Annotated in this window: 21 protein-coding genes; 13 read left to right on the top strand and 8 right to left on the bottom strand. The window is 29.2% G+C overall.

The annotated features are described in order from the left end of the window. Window positions 1-431 precede the first annotated feature (431 nt). Window positions 432-1,559, top strand: a complete 1,128-nt coding sequence (locus SY27_RS04920; protein ID WP_045967770.1) for a methionine aminotransferase — start codon at window positions 432-434, stop codon at window positions 1,557-1,559. Window positions 1,560-1,854: 295 nt separating this feature from the next. Here SY27_RS04920 and SY27_RS04915 read toward each other — a convergent pair whose 3' ends face one another. Further along, a complete protein-coding gene (locus SY27_RS04915; protein ID WP_045967768.1) occupies window positions 1,855-3,483 on the bottom strand; it encodes an amidohydrolase in 1,629 nt (542 codons plus the stop codon). 632 nt (window positions 3,484-4,115) lie between these two features. Between SY27_RS04915 and SY27_RS04910 the strand changes: the two genes are divergently transcribed. From SY27_RS04910 to SY27_RS04885, 7 genes are all read left to right on the top strand, one after another. Further along, entirely contained in the window at window positions 4,116-4,880 is a 765-nt protein-coding gene (locus SY27_RS04910; RefSeq protein WP_045967766.1) for a ParA family protein, read from the top strand. Between the two features lie 3 nt (window positions 4,881-4,883). After that, window positions 4,884-5,780: a ParB/RepB/Spo0J family partition protein gene (locus SY27_RS04905; protein ID WP_045967765.1), complete on the top strand. Its 897-nt coding sequence runs from the start codon at window positions 4,884-4,886 to the stop codon at window positions 5,778-5,780. Then, window positions 5,780-6,340 carry a DUF5683 domain-containing protein gene (locus tag SY27_RS04900; RefSeq protein WP_045967763.1) on the top strand — a complete coding sequence of 187 codons (561 nt, stop codon included), beginning with the start codon at window positions 5,780-5,782 and terminating at the stop codon, window positions 6,338-6,340. Before SY27_RS04905 ends, SY27_RS04900 begins: the two co-directional genes overlap by 1 nt. Before the next feature lie 44 nt (window positions 6,341-6,384). Next, window positions 6,385-7,083 carry a 4-hydroxy-tetrahydrodipicolinate reductase gene (gene dapB / locus SY27_RS04895; protein WP_045967761.1) on the top strand — a complete coding sequence of 233 codons (699 nt, stop codon included), beginning with the start codon at window positions 6,385-6,387 and terminating at the stop codon, window positions 7,081-7,083. 114 nt (window positions 7,084-7,197) lie between these two features. Next, window positions 7,198-7,362 (top strand): four helix bundle protein, encoded by a 165-nt coding sequence (locus SY27_RS19055; protein ID WP_235270902.1) that lies wholly within the window; start codon window positions 7,198-7,200, stop codon window positions 7,360-7,362. Window positions 7,363-7,546: 184 nt separating this feature from the next. Next, window positions 7,547-9,253, top strand: a complete 1,707-nt coding sequence (lepB, locus tag SY27_RS04890) for a signal peptidase I (RefSeq protein ID WP_045967759.1) — start codon at window positions 7,547-7,549, stop codon at window positions 9,251-9,253. A 97-nt stretch (window positions 9,254-9,350) separates the two neighbouring features. Next, window positions 9,351-9,962, top strand: a complete 612-nt coding sequence (locus SY27_RS04885) for a WbqC family protein (RefSeq protein ID WP_045967758.1) — start codon at window positions 9,351-9,353, stop codon at window positions 9,960-9,962. A gap of 6 nt (window positions 9,963-9,968) precedes the next feature. Here SY27_RS04885 and SY27_RS04880 read toward each other — a convergent pair whose 3' ends face one another. From SY27_RS04880 to SY27_RS04845, 7 genes are all read right to left on the bottom strand, one after another. Next, window positions 9,969-11,015 (bottom strand): endonuclease/exonuclease/phosphatase family protein, encoded by a 1,047-nt coding sequence (locus SY27_RS04880; RefSeq protein WP_045967756.1) that lies wholly within the window; start codon window positions 11,013-11,015, stop codon window positions 9,969-9,971. Then, complete coding sequence (locus SY27_RS04875; protein WP_045967754.1) at window positions 11,016-11,870, bottom strand: rhomboid family intramembrane serine protease; 855 nt, start codon at window positions 11,868-11,870, stop codon at window positions 11,016-11,018. A 24-nt stretch (window positions 11,871-11,894) separates the two neighbouring features. Then, window positions 11,895-12,647 (bottom strand): rhomboid family intramembrane serine protease, encoded by a 753-nt coding sequence (locus SY27_RS04870; protein ID WP_152640701.1) that lies wholly within the window; start codon window positions 12,645-12,647, stop codon window positions 11,895-11,897. After that, window positions 12,644-14,506, bottom strand: coding sequence for a DNA mismatch repair endonuclease MutL (mutL, locus tag SY27_RS04865; RefSeq protein ID WP_045967752.1), 1,863 nt, complete (start codon window positions 14,504-14,506; stop codon window positions 12,644-12,646). The genes SY27_RS04870 and mutL overlap by 4 nt, the downstream gene beginning before the upstream one ends. Continuing rightward, window positions 14,507-14,794 (bottom strand): hypothetical protein, encoded by a 288-nt coding sequence (locus SY27_RS04860; RefSeq protein WP_045967749.1) that lies wholly within the window; start codon window positions 14,792-14,794, stop codon window positions 14,507-14,509. 499 nt (window positions 14,795-15,293) lie between these two features. Then, a complete protein-coding gene (ribH, locus tag SY27_RS04850; RefSeq protein WP_045967745.1) occupies window positions 15,294-15,776 on the bottom strand; it encodes a 6,7-dimethyl-8-ribityllumazine synthase in 483 nt (160 codons plus the stop codon). Between the two features lie 8 nt (window positions 15,777-15,784). Then, window positions 15,785-16,567 (bottom strand): tetratricopeptide repeat protein, encoded by a 783-nt coding sequence (locus SY27_RS04845; RefSeq protein WP_045967743.1) that lies wholly within the window; start codon window positions 16,565-16,567, stop codon window positions 15,785-15,787. A 196-nt stretch (window positions 16,568-16,763) separates the two neighbouring features. Here SY27_RS04845 and SY27_RS04840 point away from each other — a divergent pair, with 196 nt between their 5' ends. From SY27_RS04840 to SY27_RS04820, 5 genes are read left to right on the top strand one after another with little or no spacing between them, the layout of a single operon-like run. After that, complete coding sequence (locus SY27_RS04840; protein WP_045967741.1) at window positions 16,764-17,843, top strand: DNA replication/repair protein RecF; 1,080 nt, start codon at window positions 16,764-16,766, stop codon at window positions 17,841-17,843. Between the two features lie 46 nt (window positions 17,844-17,889). Then, window positions 17,890-18,897 carry a UDP-N-acetylmuramate dehydrogenase gene (gene murB, locus SY27_RS04835; protein WP_045967740.1) on the top strand — a complete coding sequence of 336 codons (1,008 nt, stop codon included), beginning with the start codon at window positions 17,890-17,892 and terminating at the stop codon, window positions 18,895-18,897. 60 nt (window positions 18,898-18,957) lie between these two features. Further along, entirely contained in the window at window positions 18,958-19,161 is a 204-nt protein-coding gene (locus SY27_RS04830) for a hypothetical protein (RefSeq protein WP_045967738.1), read from the top strand. A gap of 17 nt (window positions 19,162-19,178) precedes the next feature. Beyond that, window positions 19,179-20,288 carry a glycosyltransferase gene (locus SY27_RS04825; protein ID WP_045967736.1) on the top strand — a complete coding sequence of 370 codons (1,110 nt, stop codon included), beginning with the start codon at window positions 19,179-19,181 and terminating at the stop codon, window positions 20,286-20,288. Beyond that, complete coding sequence (locus SY27_RS04820) at window positions 20,279-20,860, top strand: RNA polymerase sigma factor (RefSeq protein ID WP_045967734.1); 582 nt, start codon at window positions 20,279-20,281, stop codon at window positions 20,858-20,860. Before SY27_RS04825 ends, SY27_RS04820 begins: the two co-directional genes overlap by 10 nt. Window positions 20,861-20,925: the final 65 nt, after the last annotated feature.

Raw genomic sequence — 20,925 nt, 5'->3', positions numbered from 1 at the left:
TACTACTCCATATTAAAGGTTACTTAAAGGTTAGGATAAAGGGAGGATAGTGTATAGAAACAGTATGGAAGAGTAATAGTATTTAAAAGAACAACAAATTGTATTAATCAAATGAAGAATCGTTGTATAGCTATATTAGGATTAATTTAATAACCTGTATAGTTGTTTTAGGATGAGTCAAAGACGGTGATACTCCCTATATACTCCCATCAACCCCATATATACCCCTTATCAAAGTAGTAGTTGTGGTACCCTATGGCTTATTTTCTTTTGCGGTTTTTAGTGAAAAATGAAAGATATTTTATCACAGGAGTATAAAATGTAAGACTATTTTATTGCAACAAAAAAATGCCACTATTTTAGCCTTTTAAAGAATAGCAAAACATTTAAAGCATTACTTCTTTTTCCTCTTTTTTTATTATTTTCGCATTATGTCAAAACTACCTAATATCACCACAAGTATATTCTCTGTAATGTCGCAATTAGCGAATGATTACGGAGCTATTAATTTATCACAAGGATTTCCAAATTTCCCTGTAGACGAACGCTTATTACAAATTTCTGAACGTTTACTTCGTGAAAACATACATCAATACACACCTATGGCTGGTTTACCATTACTAATGGAAAGAATTGCTGCATTAACAGCAAAAAACTACCAAAGAAATGTAAACATTGCTACAGAAATGCTAATTACTGCTGGTGCAACTCAAGGTGTCTTTACAGCACTTAACACTTTTATTAATCAAGGAGATGAAGTATTAATTCTAGATCCTAGTTATGATAGTTACGAACCTTCTGTTTTAGTAGCGGGCGGAAAACCTGTGCGTATTTCATTAAATGAAGATTACTCACCAAACTTTAATAAAATTGAAGATGCAATCTCAGCTAAAACTAAGATGATTGTTATCAATAATCCACACAATCCTACAGGAAGAATTTGGACAGAAGAAGAGTTCCAAACCTTGGAACAAATCTTAGAAAAACACCCTCAAGTTTTAATTCTTGGAGACGAAGTGTATGAATACATCTCATTTTCACATCCGCATATTTCTTTTAATTCAAGACCTAAATTAATTGAAAGAACAATTGTAGCATCGTCATTTGGAAAATCATTACATGTAACAGGTTGGAAAGTAGGATATTTAATTGCGCCTGAAAAACTAATGTATGAAATGAAAAAAGTACATCAGTTTTTAGTGTTTAGTGTAAACAGTTTTTCACAACATGCTATTGCAGAATATTTAAACGTAGTTGATTTTAGTGAAGTTGCTAAAATGTACAAACGCAAACGCGATTTATTCCAAAACTTACTAAAGGATAGTCGTTTTGAACTAATGTCTTGTGATGGAACTTACTTTCAAGTAGTAAATTACAATCAAATTAGCACTAAAAACGATGTCGATTTTGCGAAAGAATTAATTACAAATCATAGTGTAGCCGCTATTCCAATTTCAGTATTTTATAATGATGCAACAGATAGAAATATGCTTCGTTTTTGTTTTGCTAAAACAGATGAAACGCTGATTGCTGCTGCTGAAAAGTTAAAAGAGGTTTAATTCTAGGTTACATCAGTTCGAGTTTTTTAATGTAGAACAACGAAGTCAAAAAGTATCGAGAACTCCTGTACTGAAAAGAAATACTTCTCGATACGCTTCGCACTCAAAGTGACGTGAATTGTGTTGAAAAGATATTCTTGTATTTAGTTCTCCGTCTGTTCGAGTATTTTTAATGAAATGCGAACAGCAATTTCATGAAAAATGTATCGAGAACTCCTGTACTTAAAAGAAATTCTTCTCAAAAATTACTCGAACTAACAAAAAAGCGCATCAAAAACTAATTACACTCAATGGATTACTTCACTTGTTTTCCCTTTATAAAAACATGTTTAGGCAGTACAGAAGGAACTTCATCAATATTCATTGTCATAATATCTTTAGAAAAAACAGTAAAATCGGCCCATTTACCCACTTCAAGACTTCCTTTTTCATTTTCTTCAAAATTAGAGTAAGCAGCCCAAATAGTCATCCCTTTTAAAGTTTCTTCACGAGTTAAAGCATTCTCCATTTGAAAACCATTTTCAGGATAATTCTTCAAATCTTTTCGTGCTACAGCAGCATAAAAAGTCAACATAGGATTTACTTCTTCAATTGGAAAATCAGTTCCTAAAGCTACTAGACCTGCTTTTTCTAGCATTTTTTTATAGGCATAGGAGTATTTAATTCGTTCTGAACCTACTCTATCTTCAGCCCAATACATGTCGGAAGTAGCATGTGTAGGTTGCACAGATGGAATAATACCTAATCTAAAATAATCAAAATCTTGTTCTTGCATAATTTGTGCATGTTCAATTTTCCATCTTCTATTAGGTTTATCTTTTAAAACATCTTTGTATATTTTTAATAAAACAGTATTTGTAGAATCTCCTATTGCGTGTGTATTCATTTGATAATCAGAATCAGCAATTTGTTTTGCAATACTTTTTATTTCATTTATTGGAGATAATAACGCCCCAAATTGTTTTGGTTTATCTGAATAAGCACGATGCAAACAAGCACCACGAGATCCTAAAGCACCATCTCCCATGAACTTAAAAGAACGAACATTTAATTTATCTGTTTTATAAATTCCTAATCTTGTATAATAATCAACATTCTCTTTTGAAGCCATAACCATTGCATAAACATTAGTATCGAGTATGTTTTTTTGCTGCAACTCATCTATTAATTCAATAATATTTCGTTCTAAACCAGCTTCATTAACGGTTGTTATACCATAGTTGAACATTTCGCTTTGAGCATCTTTCAAAGCGGTTGTTTTAACATTCAAACTTGGCTCTGGAATAATGGCATTGATTAGTTCCATTGCATTATCAACCAAAATTCCTGTTGTTTTTCCGTCTTTAACTTCTATTTGTCCACCTTCTATTTTTGTAAAAGCCGTAATTCCTGCAAGTTCTAATGCTCTTCCATTTACTAGCATTGCATGCCCATCTATTCTTGTTAACACAACTGGAATATTTGGAAACAGAGCATCTAATTGCGCTCTTGATGGAAATTCTTTATTCTCCCAATCGTTTTGATCCCAACCTCTTCCTTCTATAAAATTAGTATTCTTTTTATTTTGAAATGCAACTACTCGAGAAACTACATCATCATAACTTTTAGTCTCTTTTAAATTTACTTTTTGCATAGTCATTCCTAAACCATACAAATGAGCATGAGCATCATAAAACCCCGGATATATAAATTGATTTTGAACATTAATATTCTTTTTAGCCTGAAACTGTTTTGTAATTGCTTTAGTAGTACCTACTGCAACTATTTTCCCTTTGTTAACAGCAATTGCTTCTGCTATATCAAATGAATCATTAACAGTATAAATAGTAGCATTAGTAAGTATCAAATCTATTTTTTCTCTTTTTTGACCAAATAAAAACAAGCTATTTAATAAAAAAAGAAAAACAACCTTTGAAGTATTCATATGTATTAATTTAATACACAAATGTAAAGAATAACCCATTGGATGTAATTAGTTTTTGATGATTTTTTTTCGTCAATTCGGGCATTTTTAATGAAATGAGAACAGCGATTTCATTAAAAAAGTATCGAAAATAATTCTTACAATAGAAACTTCTCAATACGATTCACACTCAAACTAACGTTTTAAACAATTTCGCCCAAAAGATAAAGAATATCCTTATTTTATCCTGATTCTTATTTTATTTAAGGTACCTTTACTAAAAACTTAGAAATTATGGCAAAAAGTCAAGATGCAAAGAAAACAGCTAAAAAAGAGCCTTTAAAAACTCCTAAAGAGAAGAAAGCTGAAAAACGAGACAAGAAAAACACTCCTAAAAGAGACATTTAATATTCAAACACGAAGTAATTCGTGTTTTTTTATATAAACAGCTATTTTATTTAAGTACTGCAATAAAATAAAAAGCACAATATAAGTCCTTGTAATCATAATTTTCATCCTTCAAAAAAAGAGAAACAAGCACATTCTATCTTTAAAATAAGGCAATAACACACTTTAATGTATTGTTAACAAATTTGAGTTGAAAAAACGATAAATAATTGTATTTTTACCACTCAAAAATTTTTAATAGTCAAATGGGTAAAATCATAGCAATTGCCAATCAAAAAGGTGGTGTAGGAAAAACAACAACTTCTGTTAATCTTGCTGCATCATTAGGTGTTTTAGAAAAAAAGGTACTTTTAATAGATGCCGATCCGCAAGCTAACGCTAGTTCTGGATTAGGAATTGACATAGAAACTGTAGAAATAGGAACTTACCAAATTTTAGAACACAGTAACACTCCTGATGAAGCTACAATGACATGTACAGCTCCAAATGTTTGGGTAATTCCTGCACATATTGACTTAGTTGCTATTGAAATTGAATTAGTAGACAAAGAAAATCGTGAATACATGCTTAAACAAGCATTAGAATCTGTAAAAGACAAATACGATTACATTCTAATTGATTGTGCTCCATCATTAGGATTGCTTACGCTAAATGCCTTAACAGCAGCCGATAGCGTTGTTATTCCTATTCAATGTGAATATTTTGCATTGGAAGGACTAGGAAAGCTATTGAATACTATAAAAAGTGTACAAAAAATCCACAATCCTGAATTAGATATTGAAGGCCTATTATTAACCATGTATGATTCTCGTTTACGTTTATCAAATCAGGTAGTTGAAGAAGTTCAAAAACATTTTAATGATATGGTTTTTGAAACTGTTATTCAACGTAATATTAAGTTGAGTGAAGCACCTAGTTTTGGTGAAAGCATTATTAATTATGATGCCACTAGTAAAGGTGCAACAAATTATCTAAATTTAGCGGAAGAAATTATCAAGAAAAACAAGTAGAAAATGGCGAAAGCAGTGAAAAAACAAGCATTAGGAAGAGGATTATCAGCTTTATTAAAAGACCCATCAAACGATATTAAATCGGTTGAAGACAAAGGGGCAGATAAAGTGGTAGGAAACATCATTGAGCTTGAATTAGATGCAATTGAGATAAATCCGTTTCAACCTAGAAGTAATTTCAACGAAGAAACACTAAAAGAACTAGCTATTTCTATTAAAGAATTAGGTGTAATTCAACCTATTACTGTTAGAAAACTAGAATTCAACAAATACCAATTAATTTCTGGAGAGCGAAGACTCCGTGCTTCTAAATTAGCTGGATTAGAAGTTATTCCTGCTTATATAAGAATTGCTAATGATAATGAATCATTAGTAATGGCTTTAGTAGAAAACATTCAACGTCACGATTTAGATCCTATTGAAATTTCACTCTCTTATCAACGTTTAATTGATGAAATTAACCTTACTCAGGAAGAGTTAAGTGAGCGTGTGGGTAAAAAACGTTCTACTATTACTAACTATTTACGTCTTTTAAAACTAGATCCTATTATTCAAACAGGAATACGTGATGGATTTATTTCTATGGGACATGGTAGAGCTTTAATTTCAGTAGAAGACGAAAACATACAATCTGATATTTATCAAAAAGTCGTATCACAAAATCTTTCTGTAAGAGAAACCGAAGCGCTTGTTAAAAAATATCAAGAGAGTCTAAAACCAACTACTGCAAAAACGAAAACATCTAGCTTTGACATCGACGAAGGAGAGAAAAAAGTATTCACAAACTTTTTTGGAACAAAAGTAGATGTAAAAGTAGCCATAAATGGAAAAGGAAAAATTACAATTCCTTTTCACTCTGAAGAAGATTTTAATCGAATTTTGAAATTGATTAACAATTAGTGAAAAAGATTCTAACCATACTTTTTTTTAGCTTATTTTTAAGCTTTAACGCTACTGCTCAGGAAGAAATTTCATTAGTTGCAAAAGATTCTATATCAACTACAATAAACCCATTATCTCCAGCTAAAGCTGCCTTTTATTCGGCAGTTTTACCTGGTTTAGGGCAAGCCTATAATAAAAAATACTGGAAAATACCTCTGGTTTATGCTGGTTTAGGTGCTGGAATTTATTTTTACACTTGGAACAACAAAAAATACCACGAATTTCGTGATGAATACAAAAAAAGATTAGATGGAACATCTGCTATGGGTGTACATCCTATTTACGGTGGAATAGATAATGATGGTTTAATTAGAGGACAAAAGTTTCACCAACGAAATCGAGATTTATCAGCACTAATTACTGCCGGAATTTATCTCTTAAATATTATCGATGCTAATGTTGATGCACACTTATTACAATTCAATGTAAACGATAATTTATCTATTAGACCCGAATTATATCAAAATGAAATTGATTACAAATTCAAATCAGGAATTCGACTTACCTATATTTTTTAACATTTATTTAGCTAACATAATTACTTAATTCATACAAATATCAAATGAAAATTGCACTTTTAGGATACGGAAAAATGGGAAAAGTTATTGAGAAAATAGCTTTAGAGCGTGGTCATGAAATTGTATTAAAAAAAGGAAGTAACGATAGTTTTGAAGGATTACAAAATGCAGATGTTGCTATTGATTTTAGCGTTCCATCGAGCGCTGTTTTAAACATTTCAACTTGTATTGAAAATGAAATACCTATTATATCAGGAACAACTGGTTGGCTTGAAGAATATGACAAAATGGTAGCTTTATGTAATTCAAAAAATGGAAGTTTTATATATGGCTCTAACTTTAGTTTAGGTGTAAATGTGTTTTTTGAATTAAATGAGTATTTAGCTAAAATGATGGCTAATTTGAAACAATATAATGTTTCAATGGAAGAAATTCATCACACACAAAAACTAGATGCTCCTAGCGGAACTGCTATTTCTTTAGCAAATGGAATTATAAAACATACCGATTATAAAAATTGGTCATTAGAAACAACAGATGATGAAAACATTCTAATTAATGCTAAAAGAATTGAAAATATTCCAGGAACACACAGTGTTTTTTATGATAGTGAAGTAGATCAAATTGAAATAAAACATACAGCTCACACTAGAGAAGGCTTTGCATTAGGCTCTGTAGTTGCGGCCGAATGGTTATTAGGAAAAAAAGGAGTATTTACAATGAAAGATGTTTTGGGGATTTAGATAACAAGAAGAAAGAAAAGAGAATATAGATATAGTTAATAATTGATAATTGATAATGAGTGCTAATAAAGAGCATAATTACAAGAATCTTAAAATTTGGCAGTTTAGGTAATTGTGATAGCTAATAACATTTTTAATATCTTATCTGATTTTCCAAAACACGAAAGATATGATTTAAGCTCTCAAATTAGTTGTTGTTCTCTATCTATTCCTAGTAATATTGTTGAAAAATCTACTAGAATAAATAAATCTTTTAGTAATTTTATAGATTACCTTTAGGTTTTTCATTTGAATTAATAATACAATTAATAGTCGCAAAGCGCAAAAAACATATAACAGAAAAACATTTAATAAAATAAACAATAAAATTGAAGAATTTCAGAGAATAACAATATTATTTCAAAATGGACTAAATTGAGTCTATTTTCTTTACTCTGTTTTCTTTATTCTAAAAAAAACAAATATGTCAGTAACAGGTTGGTTATTATTCATCTTATTAGTACAAGTAATCCACGGATTAGGAACTTGGAAATTATATGTAAAAGCAGGTAGAAAAGCATGGGAAGCATTCATTCCAGTTTATAATTCAATTGTTTTAATGAAAATTATCAATCGCCCTACGTGGTGGACACTTTTACTTTTCATTCCTATTATCAATTTATTTTTATTTCCAATCATTTGGATTGAAACACTAAGAACATTTGGTAAAAAATCTACTTTAGACATGATCTTAGGAATTGTAACACTTGGATTTTACATCATGTATGTAAACTATACTCAAGAAGTTACTTATTTTGCCAATCGTGATTTAAAAGCACCTACAAAAGCTATGGACACAGTTGGTTCACTTGCTTTTGCAATTGTTGTAGCTACATTTGTACACACTTATTTTATTCAACCATATACTATTCCAACCTCATCATTAGAGAAATCATTATTAGTAGGAGACTTCCTTTTTGTAAGTAAATTTCATTATGGAGCAAGAACACCTATGACTACGTTTGCTGCTCCAATGGTTCATGATACTATTCCTCTTATACATACAAAATCATATACTACTTGGCCACAATTACCTTATTATAGATTACCTGGTTTTCAAAAAATAGAACGAAATGACATTGTTGTATTCAATTGGCCTACTGATACCCTATTTCACATGTACAAAGCAGCAGACAAACGCTATGACAAACCTATTGATAAAAAAACCAATTATGTAAAAAGATGTACAGCCATTGCTGGTGATACATTTGAAATTAGAGACGGAATTATTTATATTAATGGCAAAGAATCTATTATGCCTGATAGAGCAAAGCCTCAATATATGCATAAGGTATACTCTAAAAACGGTGTAGCTTCTAACCTACTTACAGAAAATGGTTCTACAGAATTTACTCGTAAATTTATTACCACTATCTACAACGAAAATCAAGCAAATGCTTTATCACCTTATGCTAGAGGATCATTCAGAAATGAAGACGGTACCATAACTATTCTTACTGATGCTAGAGGAATTCCTAACAAAGTTCTTTCAAGTTTCAGTATCTCATTAACAGAAATTAGTGACTTTGAAAGAGAAGCTAACCTAACGCTTGTAAATGCTGAAAATTTAAGAAAAAATAGTGCTATTGATTCTGTAGTGAGAATTATATTACCAAAAAAAGAACTAAACAAAGAAATTTTTCCTGGCAATACAAATTGGACTATTGATAATTTAGGACCTATTTACATTCCAGAAGCAGGAAAATCAGTAGAACTTAACAAAGAAACATTGCCTTTTTACAAAAAAATAATTAATGAATATGAAGGAAACCAATTAGTAGTTAATGGAGATGAAATTAGAATCAATGGTCAAGTTGCAACTTCATATACATTTAAACAAGATTATTACTGGATGATGGGAGACAATCGTCACAATTCACTCGATGCCAGATATTGGGGCTATGTTCCTGCTAACCACATTGTAGGAAAACCTATTTTTATTTGGATGAGTATTGATGGAATTAATGATGGAATTAAAAACTGGAGAATTCGCTGGGATAGACTGTTTACAACAGTTAGCGGAACAGGTCAACCACAATCTTATTTTAAATATTTTCTAGTTTTATTGGCCTTATATTTTGTAGGCGAATATTTTTGGAAGAAAAAGAAAAAAGCAAAAGAAAATGCTTAATCATTACTTTATTTTTCAAGAATGTATTTAGATTCAATACATTCTTGAAAAATAAAATTCTTACTAAAAGAAATAAACAATCTTAGTGTTTAAAAAAATGAATATTTTATTACATCCTACTTACTTTCCATCTATAAGTCATTATACTGCTATGTTACAGGCGGAAACAATTACTTTTGAAGTTGAAGATAATTTTCAGAAACAAACCAATCGTAATAGAATGTATATTTACAGTCCAAATGGTATTCAAATGCTAAATATTCCTGTAAAGCATAATAAAACAGCACATCAGAAATACAAAGACGTTAAAATTGAAAATGCATTTGATTGGCAAAAAAATCATTTTAAATCCCTTGAAGCAGCTTATAGAACTTCTCCTTTTTTTGAGTTTTTTGAAGATGACTTTCGTCCAATATTTGAAAAGCAACACACTTTTATGATGGATTTAAATTTTGAAATCTTTGCAGTTATTAATGACTGTTTAGGGATTACACTTCCATTTTCTAAAACGGAAGAATTTTTCCATGAGACACCTAATTTCACAGATTTTAGATCTTTAGCAAACGGAAAGAAAGACATGTTTATAAATGAAGATTATATTCAGGTATTTAACGAGAAACATAATTTTATTCCTAATTTAAGTATTCTAGATTTATTATTTAATGAAGGTAGACATGCAAAAGAATACTTATTAAGACAAACAATATAAAGTATATTATTTCTTCGATTCTTTTTCAACTATTTCTAATCGTGTAATAACTGGAAAATGGTCGCTTAGTTTTACTTGATTATTAGTTTGAAATTCTTTTACTTTAAAAATATCTTCAACAAAAACATAGTCAATTCGAGCAGGATAATATTTAAAATTATACGATTTTCCAAAACCCGATCCTGCTTCTTCAAATGCATCATTCATTTCTCCTTTTATATTTCTATATACATAAGAGAAAGCACTATTGTTTAAATCTCCACAAATAATTTTTGGATACTTACAACTATCATAATGTGCTTTAATTAACTCTGATTGTAATTGTTGTTCTTTAAAAGCCTCACTTATTCTCATGAAAATAAATTTAGATTTGTTTTCATCTAGTTTCTCATGAATATCTGTACTAATTTTTATTGATTGTAAATGCATGCTATATACTCGTATAGTGTCTTTAAACTTTACTATATCCGCAAAAATCACATTATTACTAGAGTTTGGAAAATCAATTTCACCTGTATTTATAATTTCATATTTAGAAAAAATTGCCTGACCATATTTGTTTTTATTTCCCTCTAATTCTATGTTTTTAAAAGGAAAGTTTCTCAATCTTACATTTTCATTAGGTGTATATTCTTGTAAACATAAAATGTCAGGATTATAATTCTGAATAACATCTGAAATATCACTTGGTACTTTTTTATTGGGCAACCATTCGTATTTATTAAATAAACGGACATTATAACTCATTAAAGTAAAATCGTTTGGTTCTGCTTTTTCGTTAGTTTCAGAAAAACGATATAACTTATTTATAAATGTGATACCAATTAATAATACAAATCCAGATAATAATGCTTTTCGTTTTAATTGTAAGACCCAAACAATAAAAAAAATAAAATTTACAATTAGAAAAAGAGGTAGTAAAAGCGTTAATACACTTAGAAAAGGAAATAATTTAGGAGCTAAGAAAGGTAATATATAAGCCAAAAACGTCAATATAGCTAAAACTTTATTAACGAAAAATGCAAGCCTACTTATCCACGATTCTTTTTTCAATTATTTTCCTGTTTTAAATAAAAAATCTTTTTCTTCTTTACTCAAACTATCATAACCTGATTTACTAATCCGATCTAAGATATCATCAATTTTTTTTTGATCGATATTTGTTGTCTGATTTGTAAATGTAGTGGTTTTACTTGTATTCTTGTGTACGGTTTTAAAAGGAGTTTTCTTTTTTGGTGAAATTAAATCTTCAAATGCATCTTGTAGTTTTGAAATTCCTTTTGATAAATCGGTTCCATTTTTCAACAATTTTACATATAAAAACCCAAATAATGCTCCTCCTAAATGAGCCAAATGTCCTCCAGTATTACTTATAGGAACTTGAATTAAGTCTAACAAAACAATCACAGCAGCTACTTGCCATAGTTTTACTGTTCCAATTAATGGCATTCGCAATAACATATAAGGCGCATAAGTTGCAACTGCTATTAAGATTGACATTATTGCTCCACTTGCTCCAACTAAGACAGAATATTCTCCTAGAATATAAAATGAAATTAAAAATATTAATCCTGAGAAAATACCTCCTAAAATATAAAGTCCTAATAATTGTCTTCCTGTAAAATAGTTTATAAATAATCTACCCGAAAAATGTAAAACCATTAGATTGAAAAACAAGTGCAAAAAACCAGCATGAAGAAACATGTAACTTATTAATGTCCATGGTCTAAATATTAACTGATTATTATCAGAAAACAAGCCTAACCATATAGGGTAATTAAACGATTTGGTTTTAAATGAGAAAAAGAAAATAATTGACAGCACAAAGATTCCTATATTCCAAAAAATTAATCTTTGAACTATACCTCCTGTTTTATATTGCTGTTTTATATCTTCTATAATATTCATAAATCTATTTATTAGATTATTTTGTTATCTGTCCCAACGATTTTTATTAAACTGATTCTTTTTCCAATACCACATCATAATAAATCCTACTAATGCTCCTCCTAAATGAGCAAAGTGAGCTACTCCTGTTCCTCCACTACCAAATAATGAACTTCCTTGTAATCCTAAATATAAATCTATTGTTAACAATCCTGGAACAAAATATTTTGCTTTAATTGGCACAGGAATAAACATCAATGCTAATTCTGCATTAGGAAACATAAAAGCAAAAGCTACTAATAAACCATAAATTGCTCCTGAAGCACCTACTGCTGGAGCTATAAATGAAGAAGCCATTCCATCTAAACTACTCTGTGAAAGATATTCAGTCCAGTTTGTGCTATACTTTCCTTGGTTTAATATTTCAAAAATAACCTCTTTATCTACTCCATTTTCTAACAATACATTTAGTCCATTATGAAATTGATAATAATTTACTCCTGTGTGAAGTAAAGCTGCTCCAATTCCACATGAAAAGTAAAAAAATAGAAATTTATTACTTCCCCACATTTGCTCTAAAGCACTTCCAAAAGAAACCAAAGCAAACATATTAAAGAAAATATGCATTGGACCTCCATGCATAAACATGTGTGTAATAGGTTGCCAAAATTGGAACTTATCACTTTCAAAGTAATGTAATGCTAATAAATCAATAGAATTAGGTAATATATAACTCCCTATAAAAAATATAATATTGATGATAAGCAAATGCTTTACCATATCTGTCATTCTAATCATAATGCAAACTTTTTATCTAAATCTTCTACACTTATAGTAATGAAGATCGGTTTATTAAATGGAGAAACGTTTGGGTCTTTACAAGCAAATAAGCCATTAACCAAGTTCTCTTGTTCTATTTCTGCTAAATATGTTCCTGTTTTTACGGCAAGACTTTTTGCCATTGTCTTTGCAATTCCATCATTTAAAGAGAAAGTACTTTCAGGAATATTATGTTGCAATCCATTTATTAGTTCTTCTAGCAAAATACTTACTTCACTCTCTTGAATGGAAACAGGAATTCCTCCTATTTGAATACTATCTTCTTTAATATTGTCAAATATAAATCCTGTATTTTCTAATGAAGGTTGTAGTTCTTTGATAAACTGAATTTCTTCTCTAGAAAAATACAATTCTAATGGAAATAATAATTGCTGACTTGAAGCATGTTTAACTGTAATATTTGTCAAATATTGTTCGTATAAAATACGTTGATGTGCTTTATTTTGATCAATAACAAGCATTCCTGATTTTATGGAACTAACGATATACTTTTTGTGTATTTGGTAGGTTCTTGAAGTTGTATTTTCAACTTCCATATTATCAAAAAAAGAACCTGTTAACTCTTCACTTTCAAATGAAATGCTTTCTACTTCTGCAGTATCCTTTCTTAAATCTACATATAAACTTTCCCAAGAATTTGCAGTTTCTCTCTTCGTATAATTTCCACTTGAAGCGTATGAATTATTATTATTTCTTACTGGTTTATTTTCTATAAAAGGATTAAAATTTGCATCAACCTGAATAGTAGGAGAATCACTATCTTTATTCTTATACTCATAAGGAGTATCTAAATTAGGATCGCGTTCAAAATCTAAAACAGGAGCCACATTAAACTGTCCTAAGCTATGTTTTATAGCAGAACGTAAAATCGCATATAAAGCTTGTTCGTCGTCAAATTTAATCTCTGTTTTAGTAGGATGAATATTGATATCTATGGTATTTGGAGGGACTTGTAAATACAAAAAATAGCTCGGTTGATTTCCTTCTTTTAATAATCCATCATAGGCATTCATAATTGCATGGTGTAAATAACCACTTTTTATAAATCTATCATTCACAAAAAAGAATTGTTCTCCTCTACTCTTTTTAGCATATTCAGGCTTACCAACAAAACCACTTATCTTTACAATTTCTGTATCTTCTGTTACTGGAACTAATTTTTCATTTGTTTTACCTCCTAAAAGATTCACAATACGCTGTCTGTAATTTGAAGCAGGTAAATTAAACATTTCACTTCCATTATGGATCAATGTGAAATAAATATTTGGATGAGCTAATGCAACACGTTGAAATTCATCAACAATATGACGCATTTCAACTGTTTCAGATTTTAAGAAATTTCTTCGAGCTGGAATATTAAAAAATAAATTTTTTACTAAAAATGAGGTTCCTTTTGGTAGAACTGCAACATCTTGTGATATAAATTTACTTCCTTCTATAACAATGTGATGTCCTAATTCTTCCTGATCCTGTTTTGTTTTTAACTCCACATGAGCAATTGCCGCAATAGAAGCTAATGCTTCACCGCGAAATCCTTTTGTACTTAAATCGAATAAATCTTCTGCTAAACGAATCTTTGATGTAGCATGGCGTTCAAAACACAAACGAGCGTCTGTAACACTCATTCCTACTCCATTATCAATAACTTGAATTAATGTTTTTCCTGCGTCTTTAACAATTAACTTAACATCATTTGCTTTTGCATCGATAGCATTTTCAAGTAATTCTTTTACAACAGAAGCTGGTCTTTGAACAACCTCACCTGCTGCAATCTGATTCGCAACATGATCAGGTAATAATTGAATTATACTGGACATTTATTTTCTTTTAAAGACCGATAAGTCAAAGTCAATTATAAATAAAAAAATAAGTATCAAAATACTTATTATAATCAAAATTCTCCTATTCGCTTCTTTGTTTTGATTATGTTTAAAATCATTTAAAGCTTTCATAAATTTTGCTTTCAACCCTCTATCTGAACCTATGGTTACTCGATATTCGTCAAATTTATGTTTAATTTCAAAAGGATTTCCTTCTCCTTTATCATCAAAATATCTTGGTTGATAACTAAATTTTTTATTTTTTCTTTTCCCCAAAAGTCCCATTTTACTTTTATTTTAATTATTCAACATAGGAATCTAACACATATATACCTATCAATAATAATACCAGTAATAGTATTAATACACTTATTGGCAGAACTGTTTTTGTTTTTTTATTTTGCCCATGCACACCTTTCCATTTTGAAATAAAATCTTCCTCTGACAAAGAATCATCATTGGTCTCTCTATTATTTTCTTTTGAAAATCGAGGCTTATAATTAAAGGTTCTATTTTTTGATTTATACAACAAAACTTAGGTGCTTTTTTATAGAATCAAAAATACTTAAAAATAAATAGAATTAGAAATACAAATTGCCAAATTTTGTTAATTAGAGAAACTTACAAGTCTTAAAAACCAATATGAGTTTTTGATTATTATAAAACTATCAATTTAGGCTAAATCCTATCTGGATTTTGTGATAAAAAGTAATATTTTTTTATTAAAAACTTACCTGAGACAACTATTTCTTTGAAATAATTAAACTCAGGCTTTTAGTTTTTTTTATTTATTTAAGGCTACCATTTTTATTGCTGCAATAGCAGCTTCTGTTCCTTTATTACCATGCTTTCCTCCACTTCTATCAATAGACTGTTGCATTGTATTATCTGTTAAAAGGCAAAAAATAGTAGGTACATCATACTTTAAATTTAAATCTTTCACTCCTTGAGTTACTCCATCACATACAAATTCGAAATGCATCGTTTCACCTTTAATAACACAGCCTATTGCAATAACACAATCTACATTTTGTGTTTCAATCATCTTTTTTGAACCAAATATTAGTTCAAAACTTCCTGGCACATCCCAACGGACAATGTTTTCTGGTAAAGCACCACAATCTATTAAAGCTGCTTTTGCACCTTCAAACAAACCATTCGTAATTGCGTCATTCCATTCTGAAACAACAATCCCAAATCGAAAATCTTTCGCATTTGGGATTGTGTTTTTATCGTATTGTGATAAATTTTTATTTTCTGTAGCCATAATAAGCTTTATTCTGTCATCGTAATTAAAGCATCTATATTTTGAGCTTCTCTTGACGTTTCATAATTCTCTTTAATTTTTTTGAATAAAGCATTTGCTTCTCCTTTTTTATTATTTAAATAACATAGTTGAGCTGCTTTCATTAAAAATCTTGGAGTAGTATAATCATTTTCGTTAGATTCTGCTGCTTTCTTATAACTATCAATTGCTGCATCAACTTTATTTAGTTCTGAATACGCATCACCTAAAGCTCCTAAAGCTTCTGCTTTTGTTATTGCATCATTTGCTTTATAAGCTGTAAGGTATTTTTCAGCATTTTTAAAATCTTTAGTATGTAAATAAGCCATACCCGCATAATAGTTTGCTACATTTCCAGACTTTGTACCTGAATATTCTTCTGCAACACCTATTAATCCTAATTTACCTTCACCACCTTTAAGTGCTAAATTAAATAATGAATCTGGGTTTTGAGCATTAGCTAAAGCATCATTAAAATAAACTTGAGCTTGGTAAATGTCATTCAACGCTTTATCTTCTTTAGGCTCTACTACAAATTTATTAAATAATAAATACCCAATTGTTGCTAAAGCGATAGCACCTACAACTCCTAAAATTAACTTTTGGTTTTTAGCTACCCATTCTTCTGTTCTTGAAGCTGTCTCGTCAAGTGTATTAAATACTTCTTCCGTTGTACTTTCACCAGATTCTAATACTTCTTCAAATTCATTTTCGTTATCTAAAACATCTTTTGGTTTTGGTGCTTTATAACCTCTTTTGTTATATGTTGCCATTTATAATAAGTTTATTAAAGTTGCAAAAATATAATTTTTATTGAAACAGACACAAAAAATATTTTAAAATATTATTATATTAAGCTATACTCACATTATTAAGCTATGAATAAATTAAAAGTGCTTTTTTAATTGTTTTATATAATTTCATAGTATTTTTGCTGTAATTTCATATACTAATAAGATTTATTGCATAGTGTTTTTACAACATCTCACCTTACTTAACTATAAGAACATCTCCACACAATCTTTTGATTTTGATAGTAAAATCAATTGTTTTGTTGGAAAAAACGGAATAGGAAAAACTAATATTTTAGATGCTATTTACCATTTAGCTTATGGGAAAAGTTATTTTAACCCATTAGCTTCTCAAAATATAAAACATGATGAGGATTTTTTCTTAATTGATGCCATTTTTAACAAAAACGAACAAGAAGAAAAAATTTCGTGTAGTTTAAAAAGAGGTCAGAAAAAAATAATAAAACGAAACAATAAAATATACGAAAAACTTTCAGAACATATTGGCTTTGTCCCTTTAGTTATTATTTCACCTTCTGATACAGACTTAATAGTCGAAGGAAGTGAAACCAGACGAAAATTTATTGACAGCGTTATTTCTACATTAGATAACAAATATTTAAATGAATTAATACAATATCAAAAATTAATAGCACAACGAAATGCTCTTTTAAAATACTTTGCATTAAATCAAGTATTTGACAAAGATAATTTAGCGATCTATGATGACCAACTTGAACCTTTAGGTAAAATAATTTTTGAGAAAAGAAAACACTTTTTAGATCAATTCATCCCTATTTTTCAAAAATACTACACTATAATTTCTAGTGAAGCAGAAACAGTACAATTAATTTATCAAAGTCAGCTTTTTATGTCTGATTTAACTACATTGTTTAAGCAAAACTTAAATAAAGACAGAGCCCTACAATATACTAGTACCGGCATTCATAAAGATGACCTTTCTTTTGAAATTGATAATTTCCCAATTAAAAAATTCGGATCACAAGGACAACAAAAATCATTTTTAATTGCTTTAAAATTAGCTCAATTTGAATTTATAAAAGAACAAAGCGGTGAACTACCTATTCTTTTATTTGATGATATTTTTGACAAATTAGACGAATCTCGTGTTTCAAAAATTGTAACTATGGTAAACGATGCTGTTTTTGGACAAATTTTCATTTCTGATACCCATGCTGAAAGAACAGAAAACATTATTAAAAACACACATCAATCTTACACTATTTACAACTTATAATTTATAGAATTAATCTTATTTTTGCATCATTAAATTTTATTTCAAAATGAACATTCAATCTAATTTTTCTTTAAAAAAACATAATACTTTTGGAATTAATGCTTTAGCAAAACAGTTTATCGCAATTCATACAATAGAAGAATTAGCAATATTATTAAAAAATGAGAAAGATATTTTCATTCTTGGTGGTGGAAGCAATATGTTACTTACTAAAGATATTAATAAATTAGTTGTTCATATTGATTTAAAAGGAATAGAAGTCATAGATAAAAATGAAGAATATACATATATAAAAGCAAATGCTGGTGAGAACTGGCACGAATTTGTACTTTATTGTATTAAAAATAATTATGGTGGAATTGAAAATTTATCTTTAATTCCAGGCAACGTAGGAACAACTCCTATTCAGAACATAGGTGCTTATGGTGTAGAAATTAAAGATGTTTTTTTTAGCTGTGAAGCAATGGAAATTGAAACACAAAAGCTAATCATCTTTGATAAAGACTCTTGTCAATTTGGATACAGAGAAAGCATTTTCAAAAACGAGCTAAAAAATCAATATATTATTACTTCCGTTACATTTAAGCTAACTAATAAAAATCACAAATTAAACACTTCTTATGGTGCTATTGAGACAGAATTAGCAAATCAAAACATCACTACTCCAACCATAAAAGATGTTAGCAATGCTGTAATTTCTATTAGAAAAAGCAAATTACCTGATCCAAAAGAATTAGGCAATAGCGGTAGCTTTTTTAAAAACCCTATTATTTCAAAAGAAAAATATTCAAAAATTGCACTACTTTTCCCAGACATGCCACATTATAACATTTCTGATTCTGAAGTAAAAGTACCTGCTGGTTGGTTAATTGAACAAGCTGGTTTCAAAGGAAAACGCTTTGGTGATGCTGGAATTCACAAAAACCAAGCACTTGTATTAGTTAACTACGGAAATGCCACTGGAAGCGAAATTCTTTCTGTTTCTAAAGACATTCAAAACACTATTTTAAACAAATTTGGTATCTTAATAGAAGCAGAAGTAAACATTATTTAATAATAAAAATCAATAATAATACTAATTGTTTTGTAAATTTGCAGTCTAATATTAAGCATTATGAAACTAATTCTACTTACTATAGGTCTTCTAGCAATTGCCATTATTGGCATTTCAATAAAGATTTGGGCAAAAAAAGATGGTAAATTCGCTGGAACTTGTGCTAGCCAAAGTCCATTCCTAAATCCAGATGGAGAAAACTGTAGCTTTTGTGGAAAAACTCCAGAAGAAATGAAAAACTGTGAAGAAAGTTCACACTCTTAATTTTTTACTTTCTCTATATGTTTTTACAAATTTTATTGATTTTACTAGCATTTTTTGTTGGTATTCAATTCCTATACTATGTATTTATTTTAGGACGATTTTCTTTTTCTAAAAAAACAACTACTACAGCTAAAAAAATCCCTATTTCAGTAATTGTTTGCGCTAAAAATGAAGCTGAAAATATCAAAAAATATTTTCCTCTTTTAATTTCACAGAATCATCCAGATTATGAAATTATATTAATTGATGATGCATCTAGTGATGAAACACTTGATTTATTTGAAAAATACGAACAACAATATTCAAATATAAAACTAGTCAAAGTTCAAAACAATGAAACTTTTTGGGGAAATAAAAAATATGCACTTACATTAGGAATAAAAGTTGCTAAAAACGAACATCTTCTTTTTATTGATGCAGATTGTTATCCTAATTCAAAAAACTGGATAACACAAATGGCTAGCCAGTTTACATCAAAAAAAGCAATAGTATTAGGATATGGTGGTTATGAAAAAATCAAAAACTCCTTCCTAAATAAAGTCATTCGTTTTGAAACACTTGTTACAGCTACTCAATACTTCGGATGGGCAAAAACAGGCAATCCATACATGGGCGTTGGTCGAAATCTTGCATATACTAAAAAAACTTTTTTTGATGCAGGTGGTTTTATAGAACACATGAAAATTAGGTCTGGTGATGATGATTTATTTATAAATCAAGTAGGTACAAAATCAAATACTACTATTTGTTTTACACCTGAAAGCTTCACATATTCTGAACCTAAAAAAACATTTAATGAATGGTTTAATCAAAAAAGGAGACATGTATCAACCGCAAAACTATACAAACCTTTTGATCGCTTACAACTAGGCTTATTTTACATTTCTCAATTAGCATTCATTTTACTTTCAATTATATTGTTAGCCTTTCAACATCAATGGATCATTGTAACATCAATTATAGTATTTCGCTATTTATTTACATGGATAAGTCTTGGTTATGCAGCCGGAAAACTAAAAGAAAAAGATGTAATGTATTGGTATCCAATTATAGAATTTTTCCTTATCTTCACACAACTAAATGTTTTCTTTACTAACATTTTCTCAAAACCCGTACATTGGAAATAAATTCTGAAATTATTCAAAAAAATATAGACAAAGCAAAAACTGGAGACCAAGTTGCCTTCACATTCTTATTAGATTTTTTCTGGAATGAAGTTTATGGCTTTATGCTAAAAAGAACTGAAAACGAAATCGACACAGAAGACATTACAATTGAAACTTTTGCAAAAGCTTTTGATAAAATCACTAATTACAATCCAGAATTCGGGTTTAATACTTGGTTAATTGCAATAGCAAAAAATGTTCATATTGATATGCTACGCAAAAAGAAATCTTCATTATTTATAGATATTACAGATGAAGAAAATGATCATGCATTTAATGTTGTTGACGAAACACCTTCTATAGAAGATGAAATTATTACTGAACAAAATCTTTCGCAACTATTAAATTACATTAAAACATTAAAACCCGCATATCAAGAAGTTATTCAACTACGTTATTTCCAAGAAATGACCTATCAAGATATGGCTGAGCAACTTGATGAGCCTTTAAATAATATTAAGATAAAGCTACTTCGTGCTAAAAAATTATTAGCTGAAACTATTTCTAAAAAAAAGAATAAAAAATTGAAGTAAACGCACTTAATATTGTTTCAAATTTCACAACATGACAAACAAATCTTAAAACTTACTAATTCTTC

The organism is Flavobacterium sp. 316 (genome assembly GCF_000967805.1).
Classification (GTDB): domain Bacteria; phylum Bacteroidota; class Bacteroidia; order Flavobacteriales; family Flavobacteriaceae; genus Flavobacterium; species Flavobacterium sediminilitoris.
Note: the sequence above shows the minus strand (reverse complement) of the source record. Positions and strands in the feature narration are given on the sequence as shown.